This window comes from Mordavella massiliensis (assembly GCF_016901695.1).
Lineage (GTDB): Bacteria > Bacillota > Clostridia > Lachnospirales > Lachnospiraceae > Claveliimonas > Claveliimonas massiliensis_A.
Genome location: NZ_JACJKS010000003.1, coordinates 38,205 through 64,527, shown reverse-complemented (window position 1 = coordinate 64,527; position 26,323 = coordinate 38,205). Strand labels below are relative to the sequence as shown.

Annotated in this window: 25 protein-coding genes and 1 riboswitch; of the genes, 1 reads left to right on the top strand and 24 read right to left on the bottom strand. The window is 58.0% G+C overall.

Annotated features, from left to right (window positions below):
- Positions 1–4: 4 nt before the first annotated feature.
- The 20 genes from grdA to H6A20_RS02690 form a co-directional block, all read right to left on the bottom strand.
- Positions 5–475, bottom strand: a complete 471-nt coding sequence (grdA, locus tag H6A20_RS02785; RefSeq protein WP_204905642.1) for a glycine/sarcosine/betaine reductase complex selenoprotein A — start codon at positions 473–475, stop codon at positions 5–7.
- A gap of 67 nt (positions 476–542) precedes the next feature.
- Positions 543–860 carry a thioredoxin TrxA gene (gene trxA, locus H6A20_RS02780; RefSeq protein WP_204905641.1) on the bottom strand — a complete coding sequence of 106 codons (318 nt, stop codon included), beginning with the start codon at positions 858–860 and terminating at the stop codon, positions 543–545.
- A 29-nt stretch (positions 861–889) separates the two neighbouring features.
- Entirely contained in the window at positions 890–1,834 is a 945-nt protein-coding gene (gene trxB, locus H6A20_RS02775; protein ID WP_204905640.1) for a thioredoxin-disulfide reductase, read from the bottom strand.
- Between the two features lie 33 nt (positions 1,835–1,867).
- Positions 1,868–3,178 carry a glycine reductase complex selenoprotein B gene (gene grdB / locus H6A20_RS02770; RefSeq protein ID WP_204905639.1) on the bottom strand — a complete coding sequence of 437 codons (1,311 nt, stop codon included), beginning with the start codon at positions 3,176–3,178 and terminating at the stop codon, positions 1,868–1,870.
- A gap of 19 nt (positions 3,179–3,197) precedes the next feature.
- Positions 3,198–4,478: a glycine/sarcosine/betaine reductase component B subunit gene (locus H6A20_RS02765; RefSeq protein ID WP_204905638.1), complete on the bottom strand. Its 1,281-nt coding sequence runs from the start codon at positions 4,476–4,478 to the stop codon at positions 3,198–3,200.
- A 61-nt stretch (positions 4,479–4,539) separates the two neighbouring features.
- On the bottom strand, positions 4,540–4,902 hold the full coding sequence (locus H6A20_RS02760) for a GrdX family protein (RefSeq protein ID WP_243426102.1): 363 nt from the start codon (positions 4,900–4,902) through the stop codon (positions 4,540–4,542).
- Positions 4,903–5,057: 155 nt separating this feature from the next.
- A riboswitch (glycine riboswitch) is annotated at positions 5,058–5,167 on the bottom strand.
- 115 nt (positions 5,168–5,282) lie between these two features.
- Complete coding sequence (locus tag H6A20_RS02755) at positions 5,283–6,686, bottom strand: amino acid carrier protein (RefSeq protein WP_204905636.1); 1,404 nt, start codon at positions 6,684–6,686, stop codon at positions 5,283–5,285.
- Positions 6,687–6,862: 176 nt separating this feature from the next.
- Positions 6,863–8,296 (bottom strand): adenylosuccinate lyase, encoded by a 1,434-nt coding sequence (purB, locus tag H6A20_RS02750; RefSeq protein WP_204905635.1) that lies wholly within the window; start codon positions 8,294–8,296, stop codon positions 6,863–6,865.
- A 73-nt stretch (positions 8,297–8,369) separates the two neighbouring features.
- Positions 8,370–9,797 carry an amidophosphoribosyltransferase gene (gene purF, locus H6A20_RS02745; RefSeq protein ID WP_204905634.1) on the bottom strand — a complete coding sequence of 476 codons (1,428 nt, stop codon included), beginning with the start codon at positions 9,795–9,797 and terminating at the stop codon, positions 8,370–8,372.
- A 109-nt stretch (positions 9,798–9,906) separates the two neighbouring features.
- On the bottom strand, positions 9,907–10,596 hold the full coding sequence (locus tag H6A20_RS02740; protein WP_275952113.1) for an amino acid ABC transporter ATP-binding protein: 690 nt from the start codon (positions 10,594–10,596) through the stop codon (positions 9,907–9,909).
- A 16-nt stretch (positions 10,597–10,612) separates the two neighbouring features.
- Entirely contained in the window at positions 10,613–11,263 is a 651-nt protein-coding gene (locus H6A20_RS02735; RefSeq protein WP_204905633.1) for an amino acid ABC transporter permease, read from the bottom strand.
- Between the two features lie 67 nt (positions 11,264–11,330).
- Positions 11,331–12,188 carry an amino acid ABC transporter substrate-binding protein gene (locus H6A20_RS02730; RefSeq protein WP_204905632.1) on the bottom strand — a complete coding sequence of 286 codons (858 nt, stop codon included), beginning with the start codon at positions 12,186–12,188 and terminating at the stop codon, positions 11,331–11,333.
- Between the two features lie 132 nt (positions 12,189–12,320).
- Entirely contained in the window at positions 12,321–13,088 is a 768-nt protein-coding gene (locus H6A20_RS02725; protein WP_204905631.1) for a hypothetical protein, read from the bottom strand.
- A complete protein-coding gene (locus H6A20_RS02720; protein WP_204905630.1) occupies positions 13,063–14,346 on the bottom strand; it encodes a DUF5716 family protein in 1,284 nt (427 codons plus the stop codon). Before H6A20_RS02720 ends, H6A20_RS02725 begins: the two co-directional genes overlap by 26 nt.
- Before the next feature lie 14 nt (positions 14,347–14,360).
- Positions 14,361–17,654, bottom strand: a complete 3,294-nt coding sequence (locus tag H6A20_RS02715) for a DUF5717 family protein (RefSeq protein WP_204905629.1) — start codon at positions 17,652–17,654, stop codon at positions 14,361–14,363.
- Positions 17,655–17,774: 120 nt separating this feature from the next.
- Positions 17,775–18,695 carry a homoserine O-acetyltransferase MetA gene (metA, locus tag H6A20_RS02710; RefSeq protein WP_204905628.1) on the bottom strand — a complete coding sequence of 307 codons (921 nt, stop codon included), beginning with the start codon at positions 18,693–18,695 and terminating at the stop codon, positions 17,775–17,777.
- A gap of 106 nt (positions 18,696–18,801) precedes the next feature.
- Positions 18,802–19,146 (bottom strand): DUF1540 domain-containing protein, encoded by a 345-nt coding sequence (locus H6A20_RS02705; RefSeq protein WP_204905627.1) that lies wholly within the window; start codon positions 19,144–19,146, stop codon positions 18,802–18,804.
- A gap of 56 nt (positions 19,147–19,202) precedes the next feature.
- Positions 19,203–19,649, bottom strand: coding sequence for an acyl-CoA thioesterase (locus H6A20_RS02700; RefSeq protein ID WP_204905626.1), 447 nt, complete (start codon positions 19,647–19,649; stop codon positions 19,203–19,205).
- A 27-nt stretch (positions 19,650–19,676) separates the two neighbouring features.
- A complete protein-coding gene (locus H6A20_RS02695) occupies positions 19,677–20,411 on the bottom strand; it encodes a YdcF family protein (RefSeq protein WP_204905625.1) in 735 nt (244 codons plus the stop codon).
- A gap of 7 nt (positions 20,412–20,418) precedes the next feature.
- Complete coding sequence (locus H6A20_RS02690; RefSeq protein ID WP_204905624.1) at positions 20,419–20,922, bottom strand: SEC-C metal-binding domain-containing protein; 504 nt, start codon at positions 20,920–20,922, stop codon at positions 20,419–20,421.
- Positions 20,923–21,068: 146 nt separating this feature from the next.
- Between H6A20_RS02690 and H6A20_RS02685 the strand changes: the two genes are divergently transcribed.
- A complete protein-coding gene (locus tag H6A20_RS02685; protein WP_204905623.1) occupies positions 21,069–21,320 on the top strand; it encodes a hypothetical protein in 252 nt (83 codons plus the stop codon).
- On the opposite strand, the gene H6A20_RS02680 is transcribed toward H6A20_RS02685, so the two are convergent.
- From H6A20_RS02680 to cls, 4 genes are all read right to left on the bottom strand, one after another.
- Positions 21,311–21,466 carry a hypothetical protein gene (locus tag H6A20_RS02680; protein WP_204905784.1) on the bottom strand — a complete coding sequence of 52 codons (156 nt, stop codon included), beginning with the start codon at positions 21,464–21,466 and terminating at the stop codon, positions 21,311–21,313. The genes H6A20_RS02685 and H6A20_RS02680 overlap by 10 nt on opposite strands.
- 180 nt (positions 21,467–21,646) lie before the next feature.
- Positions 21,647–23,176 carry a sodium:solute symporter family transporter gene (locus H6A20_RS02675; protein WP_204905622.1) on the bottom strand — a complete coding sequence of 510 codons (1,530 nt, stop codon included), beginning with the start codon at positions 23,174–23,176 and terminating at the stop codon, positions 21,647–21,649.
- Between the two features lie 151 nt (positions 23,177–23,327).
- A complete protein-coding gene (locus H6A20_RS02670; RefSeq protein WP_204905621.1) occupies positions 23,328–24,608 on the bottom strand; it encodes an adenylosuccinate synthase in 1,281 nt (426 codons plus the stop codon).
- A 115-nt stretch (positions 24,609–24,723) separates the two neighbouring features.
- Positions 24,724–26,283 carry a cardiolipin synthase gene (cls, locus tag H6A20_RS02665; protein WP_204905620.1) on the bottom strand — a complete coding sequence of 520 codons (1,560 nt, stop codon included), beginning with the start codon at positions 26,281–26,283 and terminating at the stop codon, positions 24,724–24,726.
- Positions 26,284–26,323 lie beyond the last annotated feature (40 nt).

The following is a 26,323-nucleotide window of genomic DNA, read 5'->3' as shown; positions in this document are numbered from 1 at the left end:
CCACCTAGAATTTACAATATTCGTCTCTGATCGCTGTCATCTCGGAAATGATATCGTCTACATCGAGAACCATCTCCATCATGCTGATCTGCTCATCATAGACAGCCTCATCGAACTCCTCTTTCATCTCGGGTTCACATACGTGATATACCTGAAGTCCAAGCTGGACTCCTGTCAACGGACCTGCGAAAGTCGGATCGCCTGCCGTAACGGTCTCAGCTGCAAGACCTGCAGCCTCGCCCTCAGCCGCACCGAGAACAACTACGATGTTCTCCGGGCCGTACTCCTCGGCAAACTCCTTCACTCTCTTCTGGTTTTCCAGATCCATTGCGCCTGCGCTCGTTCAGACGAAGCACTCCGTGGATGCGAATACGATGTCGCCGCCGGCTGTCTTCACGCACTCAGCGATCGCCGGTCCGGGTATTCCATCACGGTCTCCGATAATTATCACTTTTTTGTCTTTCAAAATAGCCATAATTATGCGTTTCTCCTTTCATTTCGTTTTGTTGCTTTTTGTTTTGGGGCAGATGCCCCGCTTATGATTAAAGATATTTCTTAATCATCGCTTCAATGCTCTCCGGTGTGCAGTCGTCTTTTACGAGCTCCTCCACTTTCTCTCCATCCTTATAGATAGCCATAACCGGGAGGCCCAGAACCTTCTGGGCGATAGCAAGGCGGCGCGCCTTTGTCGTGTTCAGGGATGTGAATTTGATCTTGTCCCCGTATGTGTCTGCGAACTCATGCACCTTCGGCATCAGTGCCTGGCAGGGTACGCAGCCGTCCCCGTAGAAATCTACGAACACGTAGCCGTCTGCTTTCAGTACTTCTTCTTCAAATGTGGTCTTATCTACATCGATCATTGGTCTTCAACTCTCCTTTTCTTTACTTTCTAGAAATAATCGGACAGGCTTCTCTCCACCTGCACAGCTGCGATGGCGCCGTCTGCGGCCGCCGTCACGACCTGGCGAAGGCTCTTGATGCGGACGTCGCCCACCGCGTAGACATTGGGAACATTCGTGTGCATGTTCTCATCCGTCCGGATGTAGCCTCTCTCGTCCATGTCAATGACGCCCTCGAAGAGTTTGGAGTTCGGAACGGTCCCGATAAATCCGAACACGCCGAACATGCCGTCTTCCTCGTCCGCCTCGACAGTCTTTATCTCGCCTGTCTTTACGTTCTTCACTTTCATCCACTGGAGGATGTCGTCTCCTCCAAGCTCCTCCACAACGCTATCCCAGAAGAACTCGATCTTGGGGTTCTTGAACGCTTTCTCCTGAATGGACTTGGCTGCGCGCAGCTCGTCCCTTCTGTGGATGATCGTAACCTTTCTGGCGAACTTGGTCAGGTACATGGCCTCCTCTACAGCGGAGTCGCCCCCGCCCACCACGAAGACTTCCATGTCCTCGAAGAAGTTGGCGTCGCAGGTCGCGCAGTAGGATACGCCCTTGCCGCGGAACTCCGCCTCGCCCTTGCAGCCGATCGGCCGGGCGTAAGCGCCCGTGGCGATGATGACATTTTTGGCCTGATACTCGTTCTTCGCGCTGCGCAGGATCTTGATCTCCCCGCTGAAATCAACGGAGTTGATCGTGTCGGACACGCGCTCTGCGCCGAACTTCTCGACCTGCTGTGTCATTCTGGCGATCAGGGAGGGACCTGACTCGCCCTCCACGATCTGTCCCGGGTAGTTCTCGATGTCGTCCGTGATGGCGATCTGTCCGCCGTCCTGGCCCTTCTCGATGACCAGTGTGGACAGACGGCTCCTGCCGGCATAGAGCCCTGCAGCCAGCCCGCCGGGGCCGGCGCCCAGGATGATCACGTCATAAACTTTGCTCATCGGTAACATCTCCTTTTCTCTTTTTCTTTTATTCTAATCGAAAATTGTCTGACCGTCCACCTCTGTTGTGAGGGCGTCCAGAGCTTTCTCCACGATATGGCGGCGGAGTTTCTTTTCCTCCTCGTGGTCAAGCGCCGGATTTCCGAGAGGATGGGGGATGGCGATCGCGGGAACGATCCTGTTCGCGCCCACCGTCATGGAGATCGGGGTTACTGTACAGATATGTACAACCGGGATCCCTGCTCTCTCGATCTCTTTCACCATCGTTGCACCGCAACGAGTACAGGTGCCTCAGGTGGAGGTCAGGATAACAGCGTCAACTCCGTCTGCCAGAAGCTTCTGGGAGAACTCGGCTGCGAATGCCTTTGCGGAGGCGACAGCCGTGCCGTTTCCTGTCGTTGTGTAGAAAAGATGATGGAGCTCACCGATCTTTCCTTCTTTCTCCATATCTCTTAAAACGTCTACCGGCAGAACGCGGTCCGCATCTTCGTTGGCGTAAACCGGGTCATATCCGCCGTGAGCCGTCTCGTATGTCTCGCTTGTCAGGTCCATAACGCCCGCAATGTCGTACTCGCCGTAGTGGGAAGCACTGGAGCTCTCGATGTGGTCCGGATTTCCCTTGGGAACGATGCCGCCGCTTGTCACGAGGGCGATCTTTGCATGGGCCAGATCCTTGACTGCCGGGTTCGGAGCCACCTTGTCAAAGCTGGGCATCGGATACTCGGTCTCGAAGGGCTTGTCGGCCAGCTTCTTGAGGAGCATCTTCACCGCACGCTGGGAGCCTCTCTCCTGTTCAAAGAAGTTCACACGCACGCCGTTGGGGATGTACCCCTCCTCGCAGGATGCGCCGATCTTCTCGCCTTTGGCCAGCTTCAGGGCCAGGGGCGCCATCTTGGAGACAGCCCCTCTCATGCCTGCCGCGCTGTTCTTTGTGGACACCATGTACACCTTGTCCTTGAACATGTCCGCGCCGGGGTTCTCCACATACATGCCGGTCACAGCCGGGATGCCAAGCTCCTCCTGCACAGCCGCCGCGATGGTACCGCAGGCCACGCCGTAACGGCCGGCGTTGAAGGCCGGTCCGGCGATGAATACATCCGGAGCCTGCTCTTTGACCATAGCCAGGATGTCCGCCTTGGCCTTGTCCAGGTTCTCATTGAAGTAGGAGTCGCCGCAGACGATCGTAGCCACGATCTCCGCTTCGTCCCCAAAGTTCATCTTGAGCGCCATACCCGGTCCGACTACCTCTCCTACGCGGAGCTCTGCCGGGTAATCCGCCTTCTCCTCCCCGCCGATGTTGGCGAAGAACTGATTGATATAATGTACGACTTTGATCTTACTCATTTCTCGTATATCCTCCCTTCTACCTTGCGCTCAGCTTGCCGAAGCCTGTCTCGTTGGTCGCGCCTGTGATGACCTGGAGCTCCACTTCGAGGGATCCGTCCTCGCGGAGGGTCTCCTCGCTGGCGCCGGCGATCTTTGTCACATAGTCCAGTGTTCCGATCACCTTGTCGAGTTTCGGCAGGATGATGACCTCGTTCGCGTTTCCGCCTGTTACCACTGCGTCTGCAGCCGCGTCCGCGTCCGCCAGGGACTGGGACTTGCCGTCGCGGCCGGCGTACTCGTCTGTGATGATGACCGTCTTCACGCCCTCAGCCTCGATCTTCTTGCAGTTCATGATCAGGTCTGTATCCGGGTTGCCGAAGCCTTCCTGGGATACGATCACGCCGTCCAGATCCAGCATCTTGCAAAGCTTTGCGGTCCAGTCGGAGGAGCGCTGCTTGTCAGCCAGGTACACGTTCTCGTTTGTGATGATCTGGCATACGAAGTTGATCGTCTTGCCGTGCTCCTCAAACAGGTCGTGTACGACCGGATTGTTCTGGTGTACGTATGTGGGATTCTTGTCACAGGCGGACACACAGTTGCCGGATACGATGGCGCCGTCCATGATCTCCGTCGGGGAGAGGATCGTGGGAACGATCCGCTTAGCGTCCACGCCGTATACGTATGTATCATGGAGAAGTCCCTGGCTCTGCAGCATCTGCACGTAAGCGACGCGCGGCAGATCCGGATATTTCTCCAGGCCTTCCTTGATCGTACATGTCTCATATACCTTCGTCTCATCCGGAGTCAGGTCTCTTGCCAGCTCTCCGATGTAGGTGGCTACACGGAAGCCTGCGAACCGGACAGCTCTCTCATAGTCGTGCGGCTCGATCCCGTCGATGGGCTCGCAGACCATAACAAGGTTGAGCGTCTTGGAGAAGGGGGTGTAGTCTGCTCCCGGACCGGTCATGTCGATGATGCCTTCCTGGAATCCTACGATGCGGCCTGCCGTGACAACGGCCATGCCCTTGAGGGCGTAGGTCTTGCCGCTTCCCACTGTGTCAACCTTGGAGATGACGCCCGGGAATACGCCGCCCTTTCCTTCTACCTTCACCCTGGGCTCGATCACGTCCTTCACCGGTGTGATGCGGACAGACTCGCCCGGGCGCGCGATGTCAAATGACACGCTCTTGATCTTCTCGTCTTCCAACGCAACTTTCTTCAACTCTTCTGCTGATACATAAAGGGTTCCGTCTTCGATCTTGCAGGTGTCTGCAAACTGGATCTCCTTAATGTATATGTGCCCCATTTCTAATCTCACTGTTGTTTCCCTCCTTGTGATACATGATATTTTGTTTTCAGCTTAAGCCTCCCAATGACATTTACCAGGCATCCGCTGACGCAAATGCGCTCTCGAGCAGTGTCCAGTCGATCATCTGAAAGTCCTTCCTGACGTCCGGCCCGTAGCTGTCCCGCCGGTCCGTGAACTTTCCGCAGGCCATGACGGCCTCCTCGATGATCCGCACTGACTGCGCCTCCACCTCCTCCTTTCTTGTACTGACCATAATGGATTTATATGGCGTTTCTTTTGGTTTAACACTCCCGGACAGCGGGTGTGATAAAAGCTTGTACCCCTGGTAGACCCGGTCCCTGGCCATCTTCAGTATCTCCTCGTAGGAGACCGGGACGTACTCTACCGTCTTCTTTCCTTTTAATTTATCTGCAACAAGAGGATTGTTTGTCAAAATACTGTATGACGCCATCTCGTCTGTCCTTCCTATAGCAAGATGTAAAAAGAGCGACAAGACACGTTCTTTTGTGTCCGTCGCTCTCTTCTGTCTTTTGTCTGTCGCTCCGACAGGACATCATGCACTGCCGTCTTTGCAAGATTCAGAATTCAGTCCTTTTCCCAATCCTTTTGCCTGAAAGTTTCACGTGAAGACCAGCGCAGCCTCTCCCGCTTGCCTCTTCGGCGGCCGCTCATTTGCAGCTCTCTCGTGGGAAAAATCAACCCTTATTCAGTTATATGTTTTATCGAAAAAATCTATAGCTTTTCAAAATTTATAAGGGATATCTATTTCACGTTTATAGTACCTTAACCGCCCTGTTTTTTCAAGTCTTTTGTCTATTTTTTTGAAGATTTTTTCTGTGCGGGCAGGAAATTTGTGAAATAGTCATCATGCACTTTCTTCACCATGCCGGTGAGCGCCAGCAGACCGATGATGTTCGGGATGACCATCATACTGTTGAAGCAGTCCGCCATGTTCCACACAAGGTCCACCTGGGCCAGGGAGCCGAGGAACACGCACACGCACACCAGGGCGGAGTAGATGGGCACCGCCTTGGAGCCGAACAGGTACTTGATGTTGGCCTGCCCGAAGAAGTACCAGCCCACGATCGTGGAGAAGGCGAAGAAGAACATGCACACAGCGATGAAGATCTCGCCGCCTTTCCCGTACAAGGTGGAGTAGGCGAACTGGCTCAGCTCCGCTCCCGTGTAGCCGCCGTCCACCACGTCATAGGACAGGGGAAGGGCACGGCTCGTCACGATGACGAGGGCCGTCATGGTCAGCACGATAAAGGTGTCGATGAACACGCCGATCATGGCCGCGTGGCCCTGGATGACCGGATGCTCTACCTTGGCAACCGCGTGGGCGTGGGGTGTGGAGCCCATGCCCGCCTCGTTGGAGAAAAGGCCTCTCGCCACGCCCTTTGTGAGGGCCAGCTTGATGGTCGCTCCCACCGCGCCGCCTGCGATGGACTGGGGTGCGAAGGCGCCCACAAAGATCTCATAGAACGCCAGCGGGATGTTTCTCCAGTTGTAGATGATCACGATCAGGGAACCGATGATGTAGAGGGCCGCCATCAGAGGCACCATCGTCTCGGTCACCTTGGCGATCCGCTTCATGCCGCCCGAGAAGATAAACAGGGCCAGCACTGCCACCACAAGGCCCATGATCCACTGGGGGATGCCGAAGGCTGTGTGGAAGGATACCGCGATGGAGTTGGACTGCACCGCGTTGCCCATGAAGCCAAGGGCAAAGATGAGCAGCACCGCGAAGATGCCGGCCAGGATCTTGCCGAAGGCGCCCTGGAAGGCTGCCCGGATGTAGTACACCGGTCCGCCGGTCACCACGCCGTCCGCTCCCACTCTCTTGTACTTCTGGGCCATCAGCGCCTCGGAGTAGATGGTCGCCATGCCGAGGAAGGCGGCAACCCACATCCAGAAGATGGCGCCCGGTCCGCCCAGAGCGATGGCCGTCGCCGCGCCGGCGATATTGCCCGTTCCGACCTGCGCCGCGATGGCGGTGGCCAGGGCCTGGAAGGAGCTCATGCCGTCATTGCCGGCATCTCCCTTCTTGCTGAAAAGTCCGCCGAACACCTGCTTGATGCCGCGCTTGAAGCCGCGCACCTGGATGAACTTCGTCTGGATGGAAAACCAGATGCCCGCGCAGAAGAGCGCCACGATCAGGATGTAGTCGGCCAGGTAGTGCTGGATGGTCAGCACAATGTTGTTTAAAGTATCCACAATCTCTCCTCCTTACTCATAGATAACATCTATTGATTGTTATGAATTTATCAATAGGATTGTACTCCCCCATTGTCGAAATTGCAATATATATTTCATATTTTCTGAACTATTTTGCACTATTTTTGACATGAAAAGGGCGCCCCCCCGGGCGCCCTGCTTCCCTGCTGTATTTTTTATACGTTGATCTCTGCCTTCTCGCCGAGGATCTCCCTGTTCTCCTCCAGCACAGGCTGCACCACATCGCCGAGGAACCGGTCCACCTGCACGGCGGCCCTGCCGGTATACCTGGCCGGGTCCATGGTCTTCTTTAAATCCTCCAGGCTGAGGCCGAAGGCGGGATCTGCGGCGATCAGCTCCAGGAGGTTGTTCTCCAGGCCTTTCTCCTTCACGTTCTTCCCGGCCTCCATGGAGAGCTCCCGGATGCGCTCGTGAAGCTCCTGCCGGTCCCCGCCGGCCTTCACGGCGTCCATCATGATATTCTCCGTGGCCATGAAGGGGAGCTCAGAGAGCAGGTGCTTCTCGATCACCTTCGGATACACCACCAGGCCGTCCACCACGTTCAGGCACAGGTCCAGGATGCCGTCGATGGCCAGGAATCCCTCCGGCACGCTGAGCCGCTTGTTGGCCGAGTCGTCCAGCGTCCGCTCGAACCACTGGGTGGCGGACGTGATGGCCGGGTTCAGGGCGTCCACCATGACATACCGGGAGAGGGAGGCGATGCGCTCGCTGCGCATGGGATTCCGCTTGTAGGCCATGGCCGAGGAACCGATCTGGTTCTTCTCAAAGGGCTCCTCCACCTCTTTTAAGTGCTGCAGAAGGCGGATGTCGTTGGACATCTTGTGGGCGCTGGCCGCGATGCCTGCCAGGATGTTCAGCACCCTCGTATCCACCTTGCGGGAGTAGGTCTGCCCGGACACCGGATAGCAGGCTTTAAATCCCATCTTCTGCGCGATCATGGGATCGATCCTGTCAATGGTCTCCTGGTCCCCGTCAAAGAGCTCCAGGAAGCTGGCCTGGGTCCCGGTCGTGCCCTTGGATCCCAGCAGCTTCAGGCTGCCCTGCACGTACTCCAGATCCTCCAGGTCCATCAGGAACTCCTGCAGCCACAGGGTCGCCCTCTTGCCCACCGTGGTGGGCTGGGCGGGCTGGAAGTGGGTGAAAGCCAGGGTCGGCTGCGCCTTGTATCTGTCCGCAAAGCCGGCCAGCTCGCTGATCACGTTGATCAGCTTCCGGCGCACCAGCTTCAGCGCCTCGGACATGATGATGATGTCCGTGTTGTCCCCCACATAGCAGGACGTGGCTCCCAGGTGGATGATGCCCTTCGCCTTCGGGCACTGCTGGCCGTAGGCGTACACATGGCTCATGACGTCATGGCGCACCAGCTTCTCCCTCTCCTTCGCCACCTCGTAGTTGATATCCTCTGCATGGCTTTTGAGCTCCTCGATCTGCTCGTCCGTAATGGGAAGGCCCAGCTCCTTCTCCGTCTCCGCCAGGGCGATCCACAGCTTCCGCCAGGTGCGGAACTTCATGTCCGGCGAGAAGATGTACTGCATCTCTTTGCTTGCGTACCGCTCAGAGAGCGGGCTTACATACCTGTCTTGATTCATAGGTCCTGTTTCCTTTCTCTTCTATAAAGTATTCGTTTACACAAGTACTGCTCTTTGTATTGTAACACAGCCGCTATTCAAATGCCAGAGAGACATCCTCCCCCGGCACCTCCATGGGGTAATTTCCGGTGAAGCAGGCGTCGCAGTACGCCAGGTCCCCCACCATCTCCTTCAGCTTCGGGATCTCCATGTAGCCCAGGGAGTCAGCCCCGATCATCTCCCGGATCTGCTCCGTCGTGTGGGAGTGGGCGATGAGCTGCTCGTTGGAGGGCACGTCTGTCCCGAAGTAGCACGGGTACAGGAAGGGCGGGGAACTGATCCGCACATGCACCTCCGTCGCGCCCGCGTGCTTGAGCATGCGGATGATGTTGGCGCAGGTGGTGCCGCGGACAATGGAGTCGTCCACCATGACGACACGCTTGCCCTTCACCACCTCGGGGATCACGTTCAGCTTGATGCGCACGCTGGACTCCCGCTCGCTCTGCTTCGGCTTGATGAAGGTCCGCCCCACGTAGCTGTTCTTGTGGAAGGCCATGCCGTAGGGGATGCCGGACTCCTGCGCGTAGCCCCTGGCAGCCACCAGCCCTGAATCCGGGACGCCCACCACCAGGTCCGCCTCCACCGGGTAGGAGGCCGCCAGCGCCCGGCCCGCTGTGATGCGGGCGTGGTACACATCGACGCCGTCCAGGGTGCTGTCCATCCTGGCAAAATAGATGTACTCAAAGATGCATCTGGCCTGCCGGGCCGGATCGATGGCCATGCTCCGGTCCGAGGCGATGCCGTCCTTTGTGATGGTCACGATCTCCCCCGGCTCCACATCCCGGACAAAGGCCGCGTCCACCGCCGCCAGGGCGCAGCTCTCGGAGGCGAGGAAGTAGGTGTTGTCCCGCTTCCCGATGCACAGGGGCTTCAGGCCGAAGGGATCCCTGGCCCCGATCATCTTGCGCGGGGAGATCACCACCAGGGCGTAGGCGCCCCGGATCTTCCCCATGGCGTTCTTCACAGCCCCCTCCACACTGGGCGCCTGTAAGCGCTCCCGCGCGATGTGGTAGGCGATCACCTCGGAGTCGATGGTCGTCTGGAAGATGGCGCCCGTCTGCTCCAGCTCCCGGCGCAGCTCCACCGCGTTGGTCAGGTTGCCGTTGTGGGCGATGCCAAGGACCCCTTTCACATAGTTGATGACAAGCGGCATGGCGTTCTCGGCCCGGGTGCCGCCCGCCGTGGAATAGCGCACATGCCCCACGCCCAGGTTCCCGTGGAGGGCGTGAAGCGCCTCCTCGTCAAACACTTCGTTCACGAGCCCCAGTCCCTTCTTCGCCCGGACCTTCCGCTCGCCCCTTGTGTCCGTCACCGCGATGCCGCAGCTCTCCTGTCCCCTGTGCTGCAGGGCAAAGAGGCCGTAATAGACAGTGGGGGCCACATCGCCCCCATCCATGTCATAGGCCCCGAAGACGCCGCACTCCTCGCCAAGACCTGTCGTTATCTTTTCAAAGTTCTCCATCCAGTCTCACCTTCTCCTTATCCTGCCGTTCCTGTTTGAAAAAAATACTTTAAAAGTATAATACAGGGCAGCGGGAAAAGCAAGAATCCCACTGCCCTTTTGTCTGTCTTTATGCGTTTTCACCGAATTTTCCGAGGAACTCCTTCATTCTTTCGTTGGAAGAGCCAAAGACCTCCTCCGGCGTCCCCTGCTCCGCGATCACGCCCTTGTCCATGAAGATGATGTGGTCCGCCACATTCCTGGCGAAATTCATCTCGTGGGTGACGATGACCATGGTCATATGCTCCGCCGCCAGATCCCGGATGACCTTCAGGATCTCCCCGGTCAGCTCCGGGTCGAGGGCCGAGGTGGGCTCGTCAAAGAACAGGATGTCCGGGTTCATGGCCAGCGCCCTGGCGATGGAGATGCGCTGCTGCTGCCCGCCGGAGAGCTGGTACGGGTACGCGTTCTCCTTGTCGGAGAGCCCCATCTTCGCAAGAAGGGCGCGGGACTCCGCGTACACTTCCTCCTTCGGCCGCTTCTGCACCTTGATGGGCGCGTCCGTGATGTTCTTCATCACGCTGTAATGTGGGAAGAGGTTGAAGTTCTGGAACACGAGCCCGAACGTGCCCTCATACCGGATTTCGCCCGCGTCCGGCGTCTCCAGGCCGGTGGCGCACCGCAGAAGCGTGGACTTGCCGGAGCCGGAAGGCCCGATGATCCCCAGCACCTGCCCCTGGTTCACCTGGAGGGAGATGTCTCTTAGGACCTCCAGGCCGTCAAAACTTTTTTTCAGATTGTGAATTTCCAACAGACTCATAGCTGCCTCCTTGTCTCTACCGGTAATAACTCATCTTCTTCTCCACCCGCTCCATGATGAAAGCGACGAGCAGGCAGAACACGTAGTAGATCAGCGCCGCCAGGGCGTAGGGGATCATATTCGCCTCCCGGGACGCCAGCGCCTTGGCCTGGGTAAAGAGCTCCGCGATCGTGATCGTGAACGCCAGGGACGTATCCTTTACCAGGGTGATGGCCTCGTTGGTGACGGACGGCATGACCCGCTTGATGACCTGCGGCAGGATGATCCGCATGAAAGTCTGGGACTTGCTGTAGCCCAGGATCTTAGCCGCCTCGTACTGCCCCTGGGGCATGGACTCGATGCCGCCCCGGTAGATCTCCGCAAAGTACGCCGCGTAGTTCAGGGAAAAGCCCAGGATCCAGGCCATCTGCTTCCAGGTGTCCGACAGCTGCATGCCGAACAGGTAAAACGGCCCGAAGTAGAACACCATGAGCTGCAGCACAAGGGGCGTACCCCGCATGACAGATATGTAAAACTTAAAAACGGAACGGACAAGGATGTTCTTTGACATCCGCCCGAAGCAGACGAGCATGCCCACCGGCAGGGAAAGCGCCAGCGTCACAAAGAAGATCAGCGCCGTGATCCCCGTCCCTTCCAGCAGCAGCCCGATCATTACCGAAAATTCCATGAAAAAACTCCTCTCCGCCAAAAACGGGCCGCCCAAAAGGACAGCCCTTTTTGTATCCTGCTTTTATTTATTTCCCGATGGTCGTGATGTCCTCACCAAACCACTTGGTGGAGATCTCCGCCATCGTCCCGTCTGCAGCCAGCTCCTCCAGCGCAGTCTGGACCTGATCCCGCAGGGCCTCGTTGCCCTTCGCAAAGCCAACGCCGTACTCCTCTGTGGCGATGACGTCGTCCAGGATCACGAAGTCTGCATCCCTGGATTCGATCTGATAGCCCGCCACCACGATGTCCATGGCCACCGCATCCACGGCGCCGGACTCAAGCTCCATAAAGCCTGTGTTGTAATCCGGGATCACCTGCAGGTTGCCGAACGTGCCGGAGAGCTCCGGGTTGTCCTCCAGCGCCGCCTGGGCGGAGGAGTCCGTCTGCACGTCCACCGTCTTGCCCGCCAGATCCGCCGCTGACGCGATGCCGGAATCGGCTCTCACAACAAACACCTGCGTATTGTCAAGGTAGGGCTCAGACCATGTGTAGTCGTCCTCCCTTCCGTTCATGGTAAATCCGTTCCAGATACAGTCGATGGTGCCGGACTCAAGCATGGCGTCCTTGGCATCCCATGCGATGGGTTCGGGCTCGAACTCCCATCCCATCTTGTCGCAGACAGCCTGGGCAAGCTCCAGGTCAAAGCCGGTGAACCCGCCATCCTCGCCCACGAATCCCATGGGCGGGAAATCCTGGTCAAATCCGACGGTAAACGTATCCCCTTCCGCCTTCTCGGCGAACTCGGCTGTTCCCTCGTCCGCATCGGAGCTGCTCTGCGTGCTCTCCGTATTCTCTTCCGCCTCGTCCGCGGTCCCGCCGCAGCCCGCAAGCACAGCGGCCGCTGTCATCGTAAGTGCCATGATAAGTGCGATCCTCTTTTTCATCTTTGTCTGTCCTCCCTTGTGGCTTTATCATAGTAGTAATTTATCAATTGATTACTCTACCACGCTAAATTGCTCTGTCATAATAACACACTTACCCGCAGTCTGTCAACCGCAGATAAGTGTTTCCGTTCGTCAGAGGTTTCCCCTGCGGTAGTCCCTCTTCCATGTCTTGAGCTGTTCCGCCGACGTGTCCGCGTGCACGCTCTCCTTTGCCTGCCGGATCTCTTCCTTCAGCACAGAGCCGATGCTCAGGTAGACCGGCTCGTTGGAGAGCATCTTCACGTACTCCGCCTCCGGCAGGTACCGATAGCAGCAGTACAGGTACGCCTTCAGCATCTTCGTGTCCTGGCACACCTGGAATCCCTTCTCGTACATGGCCGCCGCCTCCTCGTAGAGAAGGAGCCGCCCGTAGGCGGATCCAAGGCAGCCGTAGATCTGTCCGTAGAAGTCCCGTCCCATGGAGTCGTCCCACTCCTTGTTCACGATGGACTGGTACACGAGGATGGCGGAAGCCACCTCCCCCGCCTTCAGAAGGTTGTCCGCCTTGTACTTCTCCCGCTCCACCTCGTTCTGGTTCTTCAGATGCTCCAGCACGTTGTGGATCTGGGTGATCTCCGAGGCGGAGTAGATGGACGCATGGCTTAGGACGGTCAGGAGGAACTGCTCCGCCGGCCCGTTCTGGTCCAGGATGGCCCGCAGCTCGTCGGCCAGGCTGTACAGTTCCAGCTCCTCATCCAGCCAGTCGCAGAGCTGCCGGTTGATGATGGTATAGTCCACCAGATACAGGTTGTTGCAGAAATAATAGCACAGCTCCTCGATGGTGTAGATCCGCATATGGATCCTGGATATCTCATATGGATGTTTCGCCTTCTTCTTATGACAGAGAATTAAACTGCCCATTGCTTCCTCCTAAGTGTATCGTCTTCTCTACATGGAAATCCGTGGCCGGGAAGAACTCGCCGAACCCTGCGTCCCGGAAGGTGATCCTGCATGTGTACTCGTCCAGGAACATGACCTCAATGGTGAGGCGCAGCGCATAGTCCCGCCTGTCCGGCAGGCCGGCCAGGGACACGGTCTCCGCCTCCAGTTCGCCTGTTCCCAGCGACTCGATGTGGATCTCGATGTCGGAGGTGTCCTCCAGGAGCACGTCCCACTGCCCGTCCGCCTCATACCAGTGGGAGCCCCACTGCACGATGGGATACCAGCCCTCCTTGCCCCCCACCCGCATGCGCAGGCAGATCTGGTCCGTCATCTTTGTGTTGTCCAGGTAGATGGGGCTGTCCTCAAAGTCCCGGCACTTGCGGTATGCGGTGTAGCAGGCGCCGCGGCTGTACAGGTTGTTCCCGAGGAAGGCCCTGCGCCCGTTGCAGAGCACTTTCAGGGAAGCCGGATACCAGTTGTTCTCAAAGCCCTCCCCCGTCAGATAGACCGAGGAGACCACCTTCTTGTCAAACACACTCTGTATGAAGGACTTGAACCGCTCGTCCGCATCCTTCGCCTTGTCTACATTCAGCACCGGGTAGACGGCGGCCAGCTCCTTCATGTGGGCGCTCGCCACCTCGTCCACCGCCACGAAGAGCTCATCCCCCCGCCCCCGGATCCCCCGCAGGCGGCGCAGCATGTAGGCCCGGATCTCATTGCGGTCGCAGTAGAACAGGGCCGCCTCGTACTGCCACAGCTCCTTGGGCTGGTAGAACATGTAGTGACAGAAACTCTCCTTGTAGTCCTGCACATAGACCGACTCCTTCGGCACGCCCACGAACTGTCCCACGCCTTTGAGCATCTTGCTGACGTCGATGTCCGTGTGGGGCACGGAGAAGGTCAGGTACTCGATCTTCGGAAAGGACGCGAGGGCAAGCTGGAAGAATTTGGCAAGGAGCCACACGGCGTCGTGGTTTCTGGCCCCCATCCGCACTTTCTCCTGGCGTCTGGCCCTCGCAAAGAGGTTAGCGGCCGTACAGCCCTCGTTGATGGTGGCCAGCCGCTTCGCCTCTTTCCCGTAGACCCACTGCTCCTGATGATACCCGAGGATCAGCGGGATCTGGAAGTTGTCCACCGAGACCTCCAGGGTCTCCGGCTCGCTTGTCTCCTCGTTGTAATAACTGATCTGGCAATACTCGTCATTCAGTTCAATTCCTACTATGCTTCCGCCTCTCACGGATGTATTCCTCCTTATGACTCCTCAAAGATCCTGTCCGCCAGCCAGATCTCCTGCTGGTAAGCCTCCATGGCCTCCCGCCTCTCATCCGGCTCCATCCCGGACATGGCGTTCAGTTTCCCGTAACGTCCGACGGGCGGCACGTCTCTTGTCTGCCCCAGCACATTTTCCTCCTGGGTGATCTGCTTTTTGCCTCTCGTCTCCTGGAAATAGTACCGGACAAGATCCCCTTTATACAGGATGAAATCCTTCACATATATATCCTCGTACATGGGCGTCAGGCTCTCGCTCTGGTAACCGAGATCGTCCACGCCGTCCTGCCGCATCTTGTAGACGATGCGCACCTTGCCTCCCCTGGACGCCCGGTAGGACACCATGGTCCGGTCGTAGAGCTGCGCCTCCCTGAGCCAGCTCTCCGGATACGACAGATAGAACGGGAAAATGATCTGCCTCTCGCACATGCGCCCCAGCACCCTGTGCAGCACTTCCTCCGTCTCCTTCCCGTACTCCCGGTCAGAATAGTAATGGAGGAGCGCGATCCTGCACACATCTGCCAGTTCTTCCTCCTGGCGGTGCTCGTTGACGATGATCTCAAAGATCCGGCTGTCTGTCTGCCTGCCGTACACCAGGTACTCCCTGGAGACGTAGGCCAGGTACGCCTGTTTCAGCCGGAAATAGGCGTTTCCGGTCAGATAGTACTCGATGAAGATCTCCTCCCCGCCGAACATATCCTCGGAGAAGAGCATCTGCGTGATGATCCGCTCGCCCAGCTTCCCGGTCTGGACGCCGTACTCCCTGGCCGTGCGCCACAGCCGCTTCATGTCCCCCGTCGCCCCGCAGTAGTAGCCCGCCAGGTAGGTGAGGGTCACCTTGTCGTACTGCTGCCGCTTGAACAGCTCATAGCAAAGGTACAGGAGGAACTCGTCCTCCTCGTAGTTGTCCTCGCGGATCCGCCTGCTGCACATCTGGAAGACTTCCTTCTCGTCAAAGGCGTCGATGTCCTTCCGGCGCAGGTTTTCAAAGGACACTTCCTCCTTCGGCCCCTCGCCGCTCCAGTTCGTCATGTGGGACATGTATTTTTTGCACATCTCAAGGTAGCGGGGCTCGTAGAACAGCCGCCGCGTCTCGAAGACGATGGAGTCGGTGTAGTACCGGCCGTCCATCCCCTCCCAGATGATCCGCGCCTCCTTGTCGTACAGGTAGACGATGGCGCCATCCTCCCGGTAGGGCACCCTCTGCTTGATGGACCCGTCCTTCTCGATGACGAGGACGCATTTAAGCCCCTGCACCTTCGTCGTCACCCCGTAGGCGTAGCAGATGTCCCGCATGGCCTCCAGCCGCTCGCCCGTCATCTCCTCCTCCGTGCAGAACCGGCGGTAGATGATCTTAAGGGACTCGTTGATGTGGCGCTTCAAAAGCTGGTCCCACGCGAACTCCACCATCTGCTCCCGGTAGCTGATATACAGGTCGCTGGCATACTGCTCGTAGGTGATGAGGTTGGCGTACAGAAGCGCCGCCTTCTTGTAGTCCAGGTTGTTGCCGTGCATGAAGTACAGGAAGATGGACCTGGGCAGGGCCTCCCGCACCTTGTCCTCCTCGATGGTCTCCATGTAGTACTCGTAGAGCTGGGCGATCTTCAGCTCCGCCTCCACCGCCCGCTGGTACCAGATGAAGTACCGCTGCTGCATCTTGTTCCCCTTGATGAGGAGGGTGCAGATGGTGTTCAGGATCATGGGCTCCTGATACATATCGTAGATCTGCTCCAGGATGTGGAACAGAAGGTCGTCATAGGTCTTCTGCTGGCTCGCCAGGTTCGCCACATAGAGGGCCAGATCCTTTGTGAGCAGCCTGTATTTCACGGCGAAATTCAGCACGTGCAGCTCGAATCTGCCGAGTTTTTTCAACAGGTTTGACCTCTCCTGGAAGCACTGGTACGCCGCCTGGTAAAAGAGGACCTGGTTTACCCCGAACTCGTAGAACTGCTGCTCCAGCACACGGATCCTGCGGTAGGCGTCCCGGTACTGGGGATCCAGGTAGAGGAGCATCATGAGGAGCTGCCAGGAGTCCTGGTGGCGCAGGTACGTCCTGCCGATCTCATCCAGCACCCGCTCCGCGTGGCTGCCTTCCGGCCGGATGAGGGCCGTCAGGAACAGGTAGTAGGCGTTCGTGGTGGGATCCTTTCCGATGGCAAAGCGGTTGTAATTGTAGTTCTCCAGGATCCACTTCGCCTCCTCCATCCGGCCGCCCCGGATGTAGATGTGGGCCTGGAAGAGCTGCAGCCCGTCATCGAGAGGCGCATACTGGCGCATTCTCTTGGACTTCTCCACCGCGCTGTCGGTCCACGTGTTGAGGTCGATCCTGCCCGCCTCGCAGGCGATATGCTCCTTCAGGATCTGGGCCGCCAGGAACTCGATCTCCCCGTGGTTCTCGTCCCGCTCCCCGCCCTGGAACACCTCCACGTCGTAGCTCAGCGTCTCGTAGGGCGTGACAAGGCTGATCCTGCCGAAATTGCGCCCCGCATGGAGATGCTCCGTGCCGACGACAAATTCCAGCTCGTACACATTGCCCACGAAATCATCCGTGGTGATCTCCGGGCGGGCCACGGTGATAAAGCCGCCCTCCGCCTTTATATGGATGGGCATAAAGCCCCATGTATTCTTGATCACGGTGAAGCTGCCCTTCGTGGCCTCCTTTAAGTCCTCAAAGAGCATGCCCTCCCCCTGCAGGGTGAGGAAGATGCACTCCTTCTGCTTGATCCCGACGAGGAACTCCTCCATGGCCTGCTCGTCCAGGGACCACTTGCGCATGTTGTCGTACAGATGGAAGGTCCGCGGGTTCTCGTACTTGAGAACCTCGTAGAACTCCCGGGAGCGGAACAGCTTCTGGGCCTCCGAGTAGTCCTTGATGGCGAGCCTCTTGAAGTCGTCCGTGCTCTGCACCTTGCCGTAGGCCGTCATGACATAGGGCTTCTCGATGATCGCCGTGAAGTTGATCTCGTACTCCCCGCCGCTGCACACGATGGAGAACTTGCCCTGCTCCACGTGCCCCGGGCGCAGGTTCCGCCCGTCGTACTCAAAGCGGACCGTGACCGGGTTCCCCTCAAATCCCTGCTCAATGCAGCGCATGCGAAAAGAAGACGGATACACGATCCCGCGGATCGCCCCGTCTGTCTGGCTTCTGATGGTAAAACTTCCCCGGTACACTTCCCCCTCGCCGATGGTGAGGATCAGGCATGTCTCGTCAAAGATGATATCGGGACAGGTCATCTGAAAGTCGCCCTTTGAGAATTTTTTGATCTTATTTTTCAAGCCATCCACCTCTTCTTGCATTGCTGCTGTATTTAGACATACTATAGTAGATTATAGCACCCCTGCGATCGGTATGGCAATGCCGAATATGTATATTTAGGAGAAAACTCCCCTGTCCCCTTAGAACGGCGTTCCGATCATATTGTAGGGGGTCACCTGGTATACATAGTAGTTGAGCCAGTTCGTATAGAGGTTGTTCCCGTGGGCCCGCCAGGTCAGGAGCGGTTTTTGCTGCGGGTCATCGTCCGGGTAATAGTTCTCCGGCATCTCAATGGGCAGCCCCTTGGCCAGGTCCCTCTTGTACTCCCCGTCCAGCGTGATCCTGTCATACTCGGGATGTCCCATGACAAAGATCTGCCGTCCGTCCTCCGCCATGGAGAGGAAGGCGCCCGCCTTCTCCGACTCCGCCAGAAGCGTGATCCGTCCGTCCGCCCGGATCTTCTCCACCGGCACGTCCGTGTGGCGGGAGTGAGGCGCCAGGAACACATCGTCAAAGCCACGCACAAGGGGGATCTTGCGGTTCAGCACCCGGTGCCTAAAGACGCCGAACAGCTTCTTCTCCAGGGGCACCTTGTCGATCCCGTAGTGGTAGTAGAGGGCCGCCTGCGCGCCCCAGCACAGGTGCAGGGTGGAGGTCACATGGGTCTTCGTCCACTCCATGATCTCCGTGAGCTCCTCCCAGTAGTCCACCTCCTCGAAGGGCATCTGCTCCACCGGCGCGCCGGTGATGATGAAGCCGTCAAACTTCTGGTCCCGGACATCCCGGAAGGGGAGATAGAATTTGTTGAGATGGCTTGTGGACGTGTTCTTGGACACATGGCTTGACACATTGATGAACACCACGTCGATCTGCAGCGGTGTGTTGGACATGGACCGCAGGATCTGCAGCTCCGTGTCCTCCTTTAAGGGCATCAGGTTCAGAAGCCCGATACGGATGGGCCGGATGTCCTGATGGGTGGCCCTGTGCTCGTCCATCACAAATATATTTTCCTGCTCCAGGATCTCCTTGGCCGGCAGGTCATTCTGTACTCGAATTGGCATAGCTGTTCTCCTCTTTTATCTGCATTTTCAATGAAAATTATAGCAATCTCCGCCCGAAAAAGCAAATAAAAAGGAAGGGGCATCCCCCTTCCCGTCCCGCTCAGTCTCAGCAGGTAAATGTGGCGCACTCTGTCTCGCTGCTCTGGCAGGCATTGCCGCCCTCCACGCTGATCTTGCCCGCATGGCAGTGGCAGTTGTCGTTGTACCTGCACTCCACGGCCTGGCAGTCCACGCAGCTGCAGGCGGACGCGCTGCCCGCGCTGTCCGTGTAGGCGCCGTATGCCGCGTTGCTGTAGGACGCGCCGCCCGCGCCTCCCCGCTCCGCAAAACTGTCGCAGCATGTCTCCTCCGGCTTCTTGGCCGCATTGCCGCCCACCTGGATCTTGTCCAGTGTGCAGTAGTAGTTCTGGTTGTGCTTACAGGTCTGCACCGTGCATTTTAATTCCGGCATAGATACTACCTCCTTTTCCTGTTCATCAGGAGCAGTATCTGCCGTTTTCTTAAAAATTATGCATCTGTCTGTTTTTTTGCAGGCTGCCCGGCCGCCTCAAGAAACATGGCGTGGATATCCGGGAAGTCCCTCTTGAGGGACACCGGCCTTCCCCTGGTGCCGAGGAAGCAGTGCTTCGTCAGCCCCCGGCAGTGCACCATGCCGGTCTTTTCATCTGTGACTTCATACTTCAGGGTCAGCTTGATGCCGTTGTACTCCTCCATCTTTGTGCGGATGGACACCGTATCCCCGAAGTGGACCATGCGCAGGTAGTCCGCCTCCACGGCCAGGACCGGACTTCCGATCCCCAGCGCCTCCATCCGGTCGTAGCCCATGCCAAGCTGCTCCATCAGGTCCGTCCGCGCCTCCTCGAACCAGCGGATATAGTTGGAGTGATGCACGATCCCCATCTGGTCCGTCTCATAGTACTGTACCTTGTGTCTGTATTCCTGTATTTCTCTCATCCTTCCTGTTCCCCGTTTCTTCCGGCCTCATCTGCCGGAGACTTGTTTCCTTGCGATCCACATTTTCCACACCGCGAAGAACTCTCTTGTCATGTAGTTCAAAAAGAGCACCCTGCCGCAGGGCGCGGGAAGGCCCCGCGGATCCCGGTACCCGGCTCTCCTTGCGTACGCCTTCGCCCGGTACATGTGAAAGTTGTTTGTCACGATGCCCACCGGCCCGTCCGCGTCTTCGATATATCTTTTTGAAAACAGGAGATTCTCCCACGTGGTGGTGGATGCGTCCTCCAGAAGGATCCTCTCCCGGTCGATCCCGCGCTCCTCCAGATAGGCCGCCATGGCGGCTGCTTCCGTGATCTCCTCCCCTTTTCCCCGGCCGCCGGAGACGATCACCCGGCCGCCGGGATGTCGCTCAAGCCACGCTGCCGCCCGGTCCAGCCTGCGCCGCAGGGACACTGTCACAGCGCGCCCCCGGATCTGGGCGCCCAGCACGAGGATGACCGGGCAGTCGTCCCCGCCCTCCTCCCGCATGCCGGTGAGGATCAGAAGCTCCACGGCCGCAAATACAAAAAGGGCAATGAGAAAGAGGCACCACACCGTCAGGGCCAGCCGGCGGGGCCCCCATGTGACGGCCATGTGCCCCGCAAGGCACACAGCCCCGGCCCCGGGCCAGAACCCGGCAAAGGTGGAATTCCACTTTCTCATCGCCGCAGAGATGAGCAGGTAGTAGAGCAGGCAAAGCGCCGCCGCTGCCAGCATGACCATCCCCGTCCTACCTGCCGCAGCAGTGCTTGTATTTCTTTCCGCTTCCGCAGGGGCAGGGATCGTTGCGCCCGATCTTCTTCGGCTTGCGGATCGTGCCGGACTCCTTCTGCTCCTTGTAGAGGGCCTTGCGCTCCTCCTCCGTAAAGATGCTGTCCCACTGGGGAAGGTTGTAGAGCCAGTCCGCCTTTGCAGCGACCATGTTCTTGTACAGGAGGGCCTTGTCATAGACCAGGTTCACCTGCGTGTCCTCGTCCATCGTCTCCAGGGGATTGGCAACCTTCAGGCTCTCGTCGATGCCGTCCAGGAAGCCCACCATGGTCATCACGCTGTGGCCGAATCTGTCTGCCAGCTCTTTCACAGTCCCGCGCACTCCCTCGTCCGGGTTGGACAGAAGCTGCTCGTAGATCTCCTTCTCGATCTGGAAGTAGGAACTCCAGAATTTCTGCAGCTGTCCCCTGTCTGCCTTCTCATTGTAAGCGGTGGCGCGCCACTGTTCCAGTAATGTACTCATATTCTATACTCCTTTGTGTCCCCCGCATCCGCGGGTGTTTTTTCTGTGCAAGCCCTATTATATACTATTTTCCTCCATTTTCAAAGAGGATGGATTTGATTTTTTCCCGTCCGCCGTTTATAATTTCCCTGAAAGGGGATGATCTCATGAAAAAGATCCGGCGGATCCTGGCTGCCTGCGGAGCCCTCCTGCTCCTCGCCATGTACGGCAGCACTTTGTTTTTCGCGCTCACAGACCACTCGCAGACGGCGGGGCTTCTCAAGGCCTCCCTCGTGTGCACCGTCGTCATCCCTGTCCTTCTGTATGCCTACACCCTCGTGTACAGGAACCTGCAGAATGGCAGACCCCGGGAGGAGGAAGAAGGCGGGACAGAAGATCCGGGGAACACTCAGACGTAGAGTCCGGCCCACATCCAGGCCGGGCTCTTTTCTTTATTCCGGCTGCTCCTCTTCCTCTGGCCCTCCTTCATCTTCTGACGCCTGGTCAGGTACTCCTCCATGGAGATGGATTCCGGGGTCCTCTCTTCTCTCAAGCCGTGTCTCATGCCGCATACCTCCACTTCTATTTATACTCCTCAGGTCCGTTTTCCCGGCTCTATCATTATATGGCCGGCGGCTTCCTTTTATGACATGTTTTCTCTGTACACCATACAGGATACACGGTAAATGTGTACGGCTGATGGAGAGAAGCTAAAATAAAAGTAAGGGTTTTCTTAAATCTTTCTTTATTTTTCCTCCAGCGAATGCTTCTTGCTGATCACCACCGTCTCCTCGTAGCAGGCGAAGATCCGGTCTGTCTGCCCGGCCGGGGGCGCCGGCGTGAGAAGGCTCACCACCGGCACCACCACCATGCCCGCCACCATGGCGGCGGCTCCCGCGTTGATGGAGGACTCAAAGAAGCCGAGGAACATGTTGGACACGGTCATGCCCACGCCTGTGGCAAAGCTGGCCCACACGGCGGCCTTCGTCGTCCGCTTCCAGTACAGGCCGTACAGGAAGGGCGCCAGGAACGCGCCGGCCAGCGCGCCCCAGGAGATGCCCATGAGCTGGGCGATGAAAGCCGGGGGATCCAGCGCCAGCACCACGGAGAGGGCGATGAAGAACACGATCAGAAGCTGCATCACGATGATCTGCCTGCGCTCGCTCATCTTCTTCATCACTGTGTCCTTCAGGAAATCCAGCGTCAGGGTGGAGCTGGACGTGAGGACCAGGGAGGACAGGGTGGACATGGACGCCGACAGCACGAGGATCACCACAATGCCCACCAGGATGTCCGGCAGGCCGGACAGCATGAAGGGGATGATGCTGTCGTATACCACGGAGCCGTCCGCGCCGTAGATATCCGGCGCGTCAAAGAGCCGTCCGAAGCCGCCCAGGAAGTAGCACCCGCCTGACACCACGATGGCGAACACCGTGGAGATGACCGTTCCCGTATGGATGGATTTCTCATCCCGGATGGTGTAGAACTTGTGGATCATCTGCGGCAGGCCCCAGGTGCCCAGGGACGTGAGGATCACCACGCCGAGCAGGTTGAGAGGATCCGGCCCGAAGAAGGAGGTGAAGGCTCCCGGCTGGCCGAGGGTCACATCCACGTCGCTTGGGATCTGCGCCATCTTCCCCACCGCCTCCATGAAACCGCCCTGCCCGGAGAGCACCGCCGCGATGACCGCCACGATCCCGGCCAGCATGATGATGCCCTGGATAAAGTCATTGATGGCCGTGGCCATGTAGCCGCCCAGGATGACGTACACCGCCGTGATGACTGCCATGAGGATGACGCACCAGGCGTAGGGGATGTGAAAGGCCATCCCGAACAGCCTGGACAGGCCGTTGTAGATGGATGCCGTGTAGGGCACAAGGAAGATGAACACGATGGCCGAGGCGGCGATCTTCAGCCCCCGGCTTTCGTACCTCTCCCCGAAGAAATCCGGCATGGTGCGGGACCCCAGGTGCTGGCTCATGACCCGCGTGCGCCTTCCTAAGACAACCCAGGCGAGCAGGCTTCCGATGACCGCGTTCCCGATGCCGATCCAGGTGGATGAAAGGCCGTACTTCCAGCCGAACTGCCCCGCGTACCCGACAAACACGACCGCAGAGAAATAGGAGGTTCCGTAGGCGAAGGCTGTCAGCCACGGTCCCACCGACCGGCCGCCCAGCACAAATCCGTCTACACTGTTTGCATGTCTCCTCGCATAGATCCCCACTGCCACCATCACGATAAAGAATAACAGCAGGATCACAAGCTTGCTTACCATTTCTATTTCCTCCTTTTTTCTCTGACGCTTTAAACCGCAACACTTTAAAGCATTAAATTATTTCCCTGCAAGGATACCACAGGCAGGGATGTCCTGTCAACAAAAAAATGAGGCAGAGTGCAAAGACTCTGCCCCATGGCGTTGTGACCGCTTATTTCGTTCTGTAGATGATGTCCTTTCTGCCCGGTCCGTTGGAGATCATGGTGATCGGGTAGCCGATCTCCCTCTCGATGAACTCGATGTAATTCCGGCAGTTCTCCGGCAGGTCCTCATACTTCCGGATGCCGCGGATATCGCACTTCCAGCCCGGCAGCTTTTTAAGGACCGGCTTTGCCTTCTCAAGCAGGTGCGTGGTGGGGAACTCTGTCGTCACTTCCCCGTCGATCTCGTATCCCACGCAGACCGGGATCTCGTCCAGGTAGCCCAGGACGTCCAGCACCGTGAAGGCCACGTCTGTGGTACCCTGCAGGCGGCATCCGTACTTGGAGGCCACGCAGTCAAACCAGCCCATGCGCCTCGGCCGGCCCGTCGTCGCGCCGAACTCGCCGCCGTCCCCGCCGCGTCTGCGGAGCTCGTCCGCCTCGTCGCCGAAGATCTCGCTCACAAAGGCGCCCGCGCCCACCGCGCTGGAGTAGGCCTTGCAGACCGTGATGATCTGCCGGATCTCATAGGGCGGGATGCCGGCCCCGATGGCGCCGTATCCGGCCAGCGTGGAGGAGGAGGTGACCATGGGGTAGATCCCGTGGTCCGGATCCTTCAGGGAGCCGAGCTGTCCCTCCAGAAGGATCTCCTTGCCCTCCTTCAGGGCATTGTAAAGGAAGAGAGATACATTGCACACATAGGGCTCGATCATCTCTTTGTACTCTTTTAATTCTCTATATAAGTCAGCAGGGTCGATCAATGGTTTGTGGTACAGGTGCTCCAGCAGCACGTTCTTCTGCTCTGCCACCCGCACGGTCTTCTCCCTGAGCAGCTCGTCGTCGAAGAGCTCGCTCACCTGGAAGCCGATCTTGGCGTACTTGTCTGAGTAGAACGGCGCGATCCCGGACTTGGTGGATCCGAAGGACCTGCCTCCCAGTCTCTCCTCCTCGTACGCGTCAAAATTCTTGTGGTAGGACATAACGATCTGGGCCCTGTCCGACACGAGGATCTTCGGCATCGGAACGCCCTTCTCCACGATCGACTGGATCTCGCCGAAGAGGCGGGGGATATCCAGCGCCACGCCGTTCCCGATGATGCTCGTCGTGTGGCTGTAGAACACGCCGGACGGCAGGGTGTGAAGTGCGAACTTCCCGTAATCATTGATGATCGTGTGACCTGCGTTGGCGCCGCCCTGGAACCGGACGATGATGTCCGCGTTCTCTCCCAGCATATCGGTAATCTTACCTTTGCCTTCATCGCCCCAGTTGGCGCCCACTACTGCTTTTACCATTTCCATTCCTCCTGCATATCATTTGCATACATTAGACGGCTGAAAAACAGCCATAAGCATTATACTATATTTCACAGTTTTTGTACAATAGATTTTTTCCCGTCCCCGGGCCGGCCTACATCAGCGGCGCCACCAGGCGCAGCACCTGGCCGGAGATCTTGGTGAACAGGCTCTGGCTCCGCACCTCCAGGAGGGTCACCTTGTGGCATTTCGCCAGCGTCTGCTGGAAATCCCGCTCGATCCTATCCACCACGGAGTTGTTGTAGATGAACACGCCGTTCTCAAAGTGCAGGTAGAGGCTCCGGTAGTCCAGGTTGATGCTGCCCACGGTAGCCGTGTCGTCGTCGGACACGAACACCTTGGCGTGGACGAAGCCCGGCGTGTACTCGTAGATCTGCACGCCCGCCCGGATGAGTTCGCCGTAGTACGTCTTGGCCACGGCAAAAGCGTACCACTTGTCCGGGATGTGGGGCATGATGATGATGACCTCCACATCGCTCTTCGCCGCCCGGGTGAGGGTGGTGATCATCTCATTGTCCAGGATGAGGTACGGTGTCATGATGTGGACGTACTTCTTGGCGTGGTTCAGGATGTGGAAGTACACCTCCTCGCCCACGTTCTCGTTGTCAAAGGGGCTGTCCCCGTAGGGGAGCACGTACCCCAGCTCCCGCCGAAGCTCCCTGCGCCTGGGCGTGAGGTAGCGCCGGTAGTCCTCGCTCTCCTGCTCGTCCACGTTCCACATCTGCAGGAACAGCATGGTCAGGCTCTGCACCGCGTCGCCCCGCAGCATCACGGCCGTATCCTTCCAGTGCCCGAACCGCTCCTTGCGGTTGATGTACTCATCCGCCAGGTTGACGCCGCCTGTGAAGCCCACTTTCCCGTCGATGACGCAGATCTTCCGGTGATCCCGGTTGTTCTGCACCGTGGAGAGGAACGGCTTGATGGGGTTGGACATCTTGCACCGGATCCCCTTCCGCTCCAGCATCTGCGGGTAGTCGTAGGGGAGCAGGGAGATGGCGCAGGTGCCGTCATACAGGAACCGGACTTCCACGCCCTCCCGCACTTTCTTTATGAGGATCTTCAGGATGGTGTCCCACATGTATCCGCGCTCCACGATGAAGTACTCCATAAAAATGTATTTGCGCGCTTTCTCAAGCTCTGTGACCATGGCCTCAAACTTGTCCTCCCCCAGGGGGAAGTACTTCACCTCCGTGTTCCGGTACACCGGGAAGCCCACGTGGTGGGACATGTAGCTGGCCAGGTTCCCGTAGGACGGCCTGCTGGCCCGCAGGGCGTCCAGCACGTCGATATCCTGGATCATGTAGGGGTCCGTCTCGATCCGCAGGGTGGCGAGACGCTTGCCCATCCAGCGGGTGCCGGCCTGCGTCTTCACATAGATGTAGAACATCGTGGCCACGGCCGGGAAGGCCATGACGCAGAGCATCCAGGTCATCTTGAAGGCAGGGTTGTCCTCCGAGTTGATGATGTAGATGAGCACGACCACGCCGAGCACGGTGAGGCCGCCATGTATAAAGAACGCATATCCCTGCAGGATGTTCGTCGTCACAACGAAGAGTCCAAGCTGCAGCAGGATCAGAAGAAGAATAAAGCCTGTACGGCTGAATACGATCCTGAACAGTCCTGATTTCGCTTTTCCCGGTTTGTTTATCTTCATATAGTCCTCCTTATCTTGTCTGGCACAGTATACAGTGTAC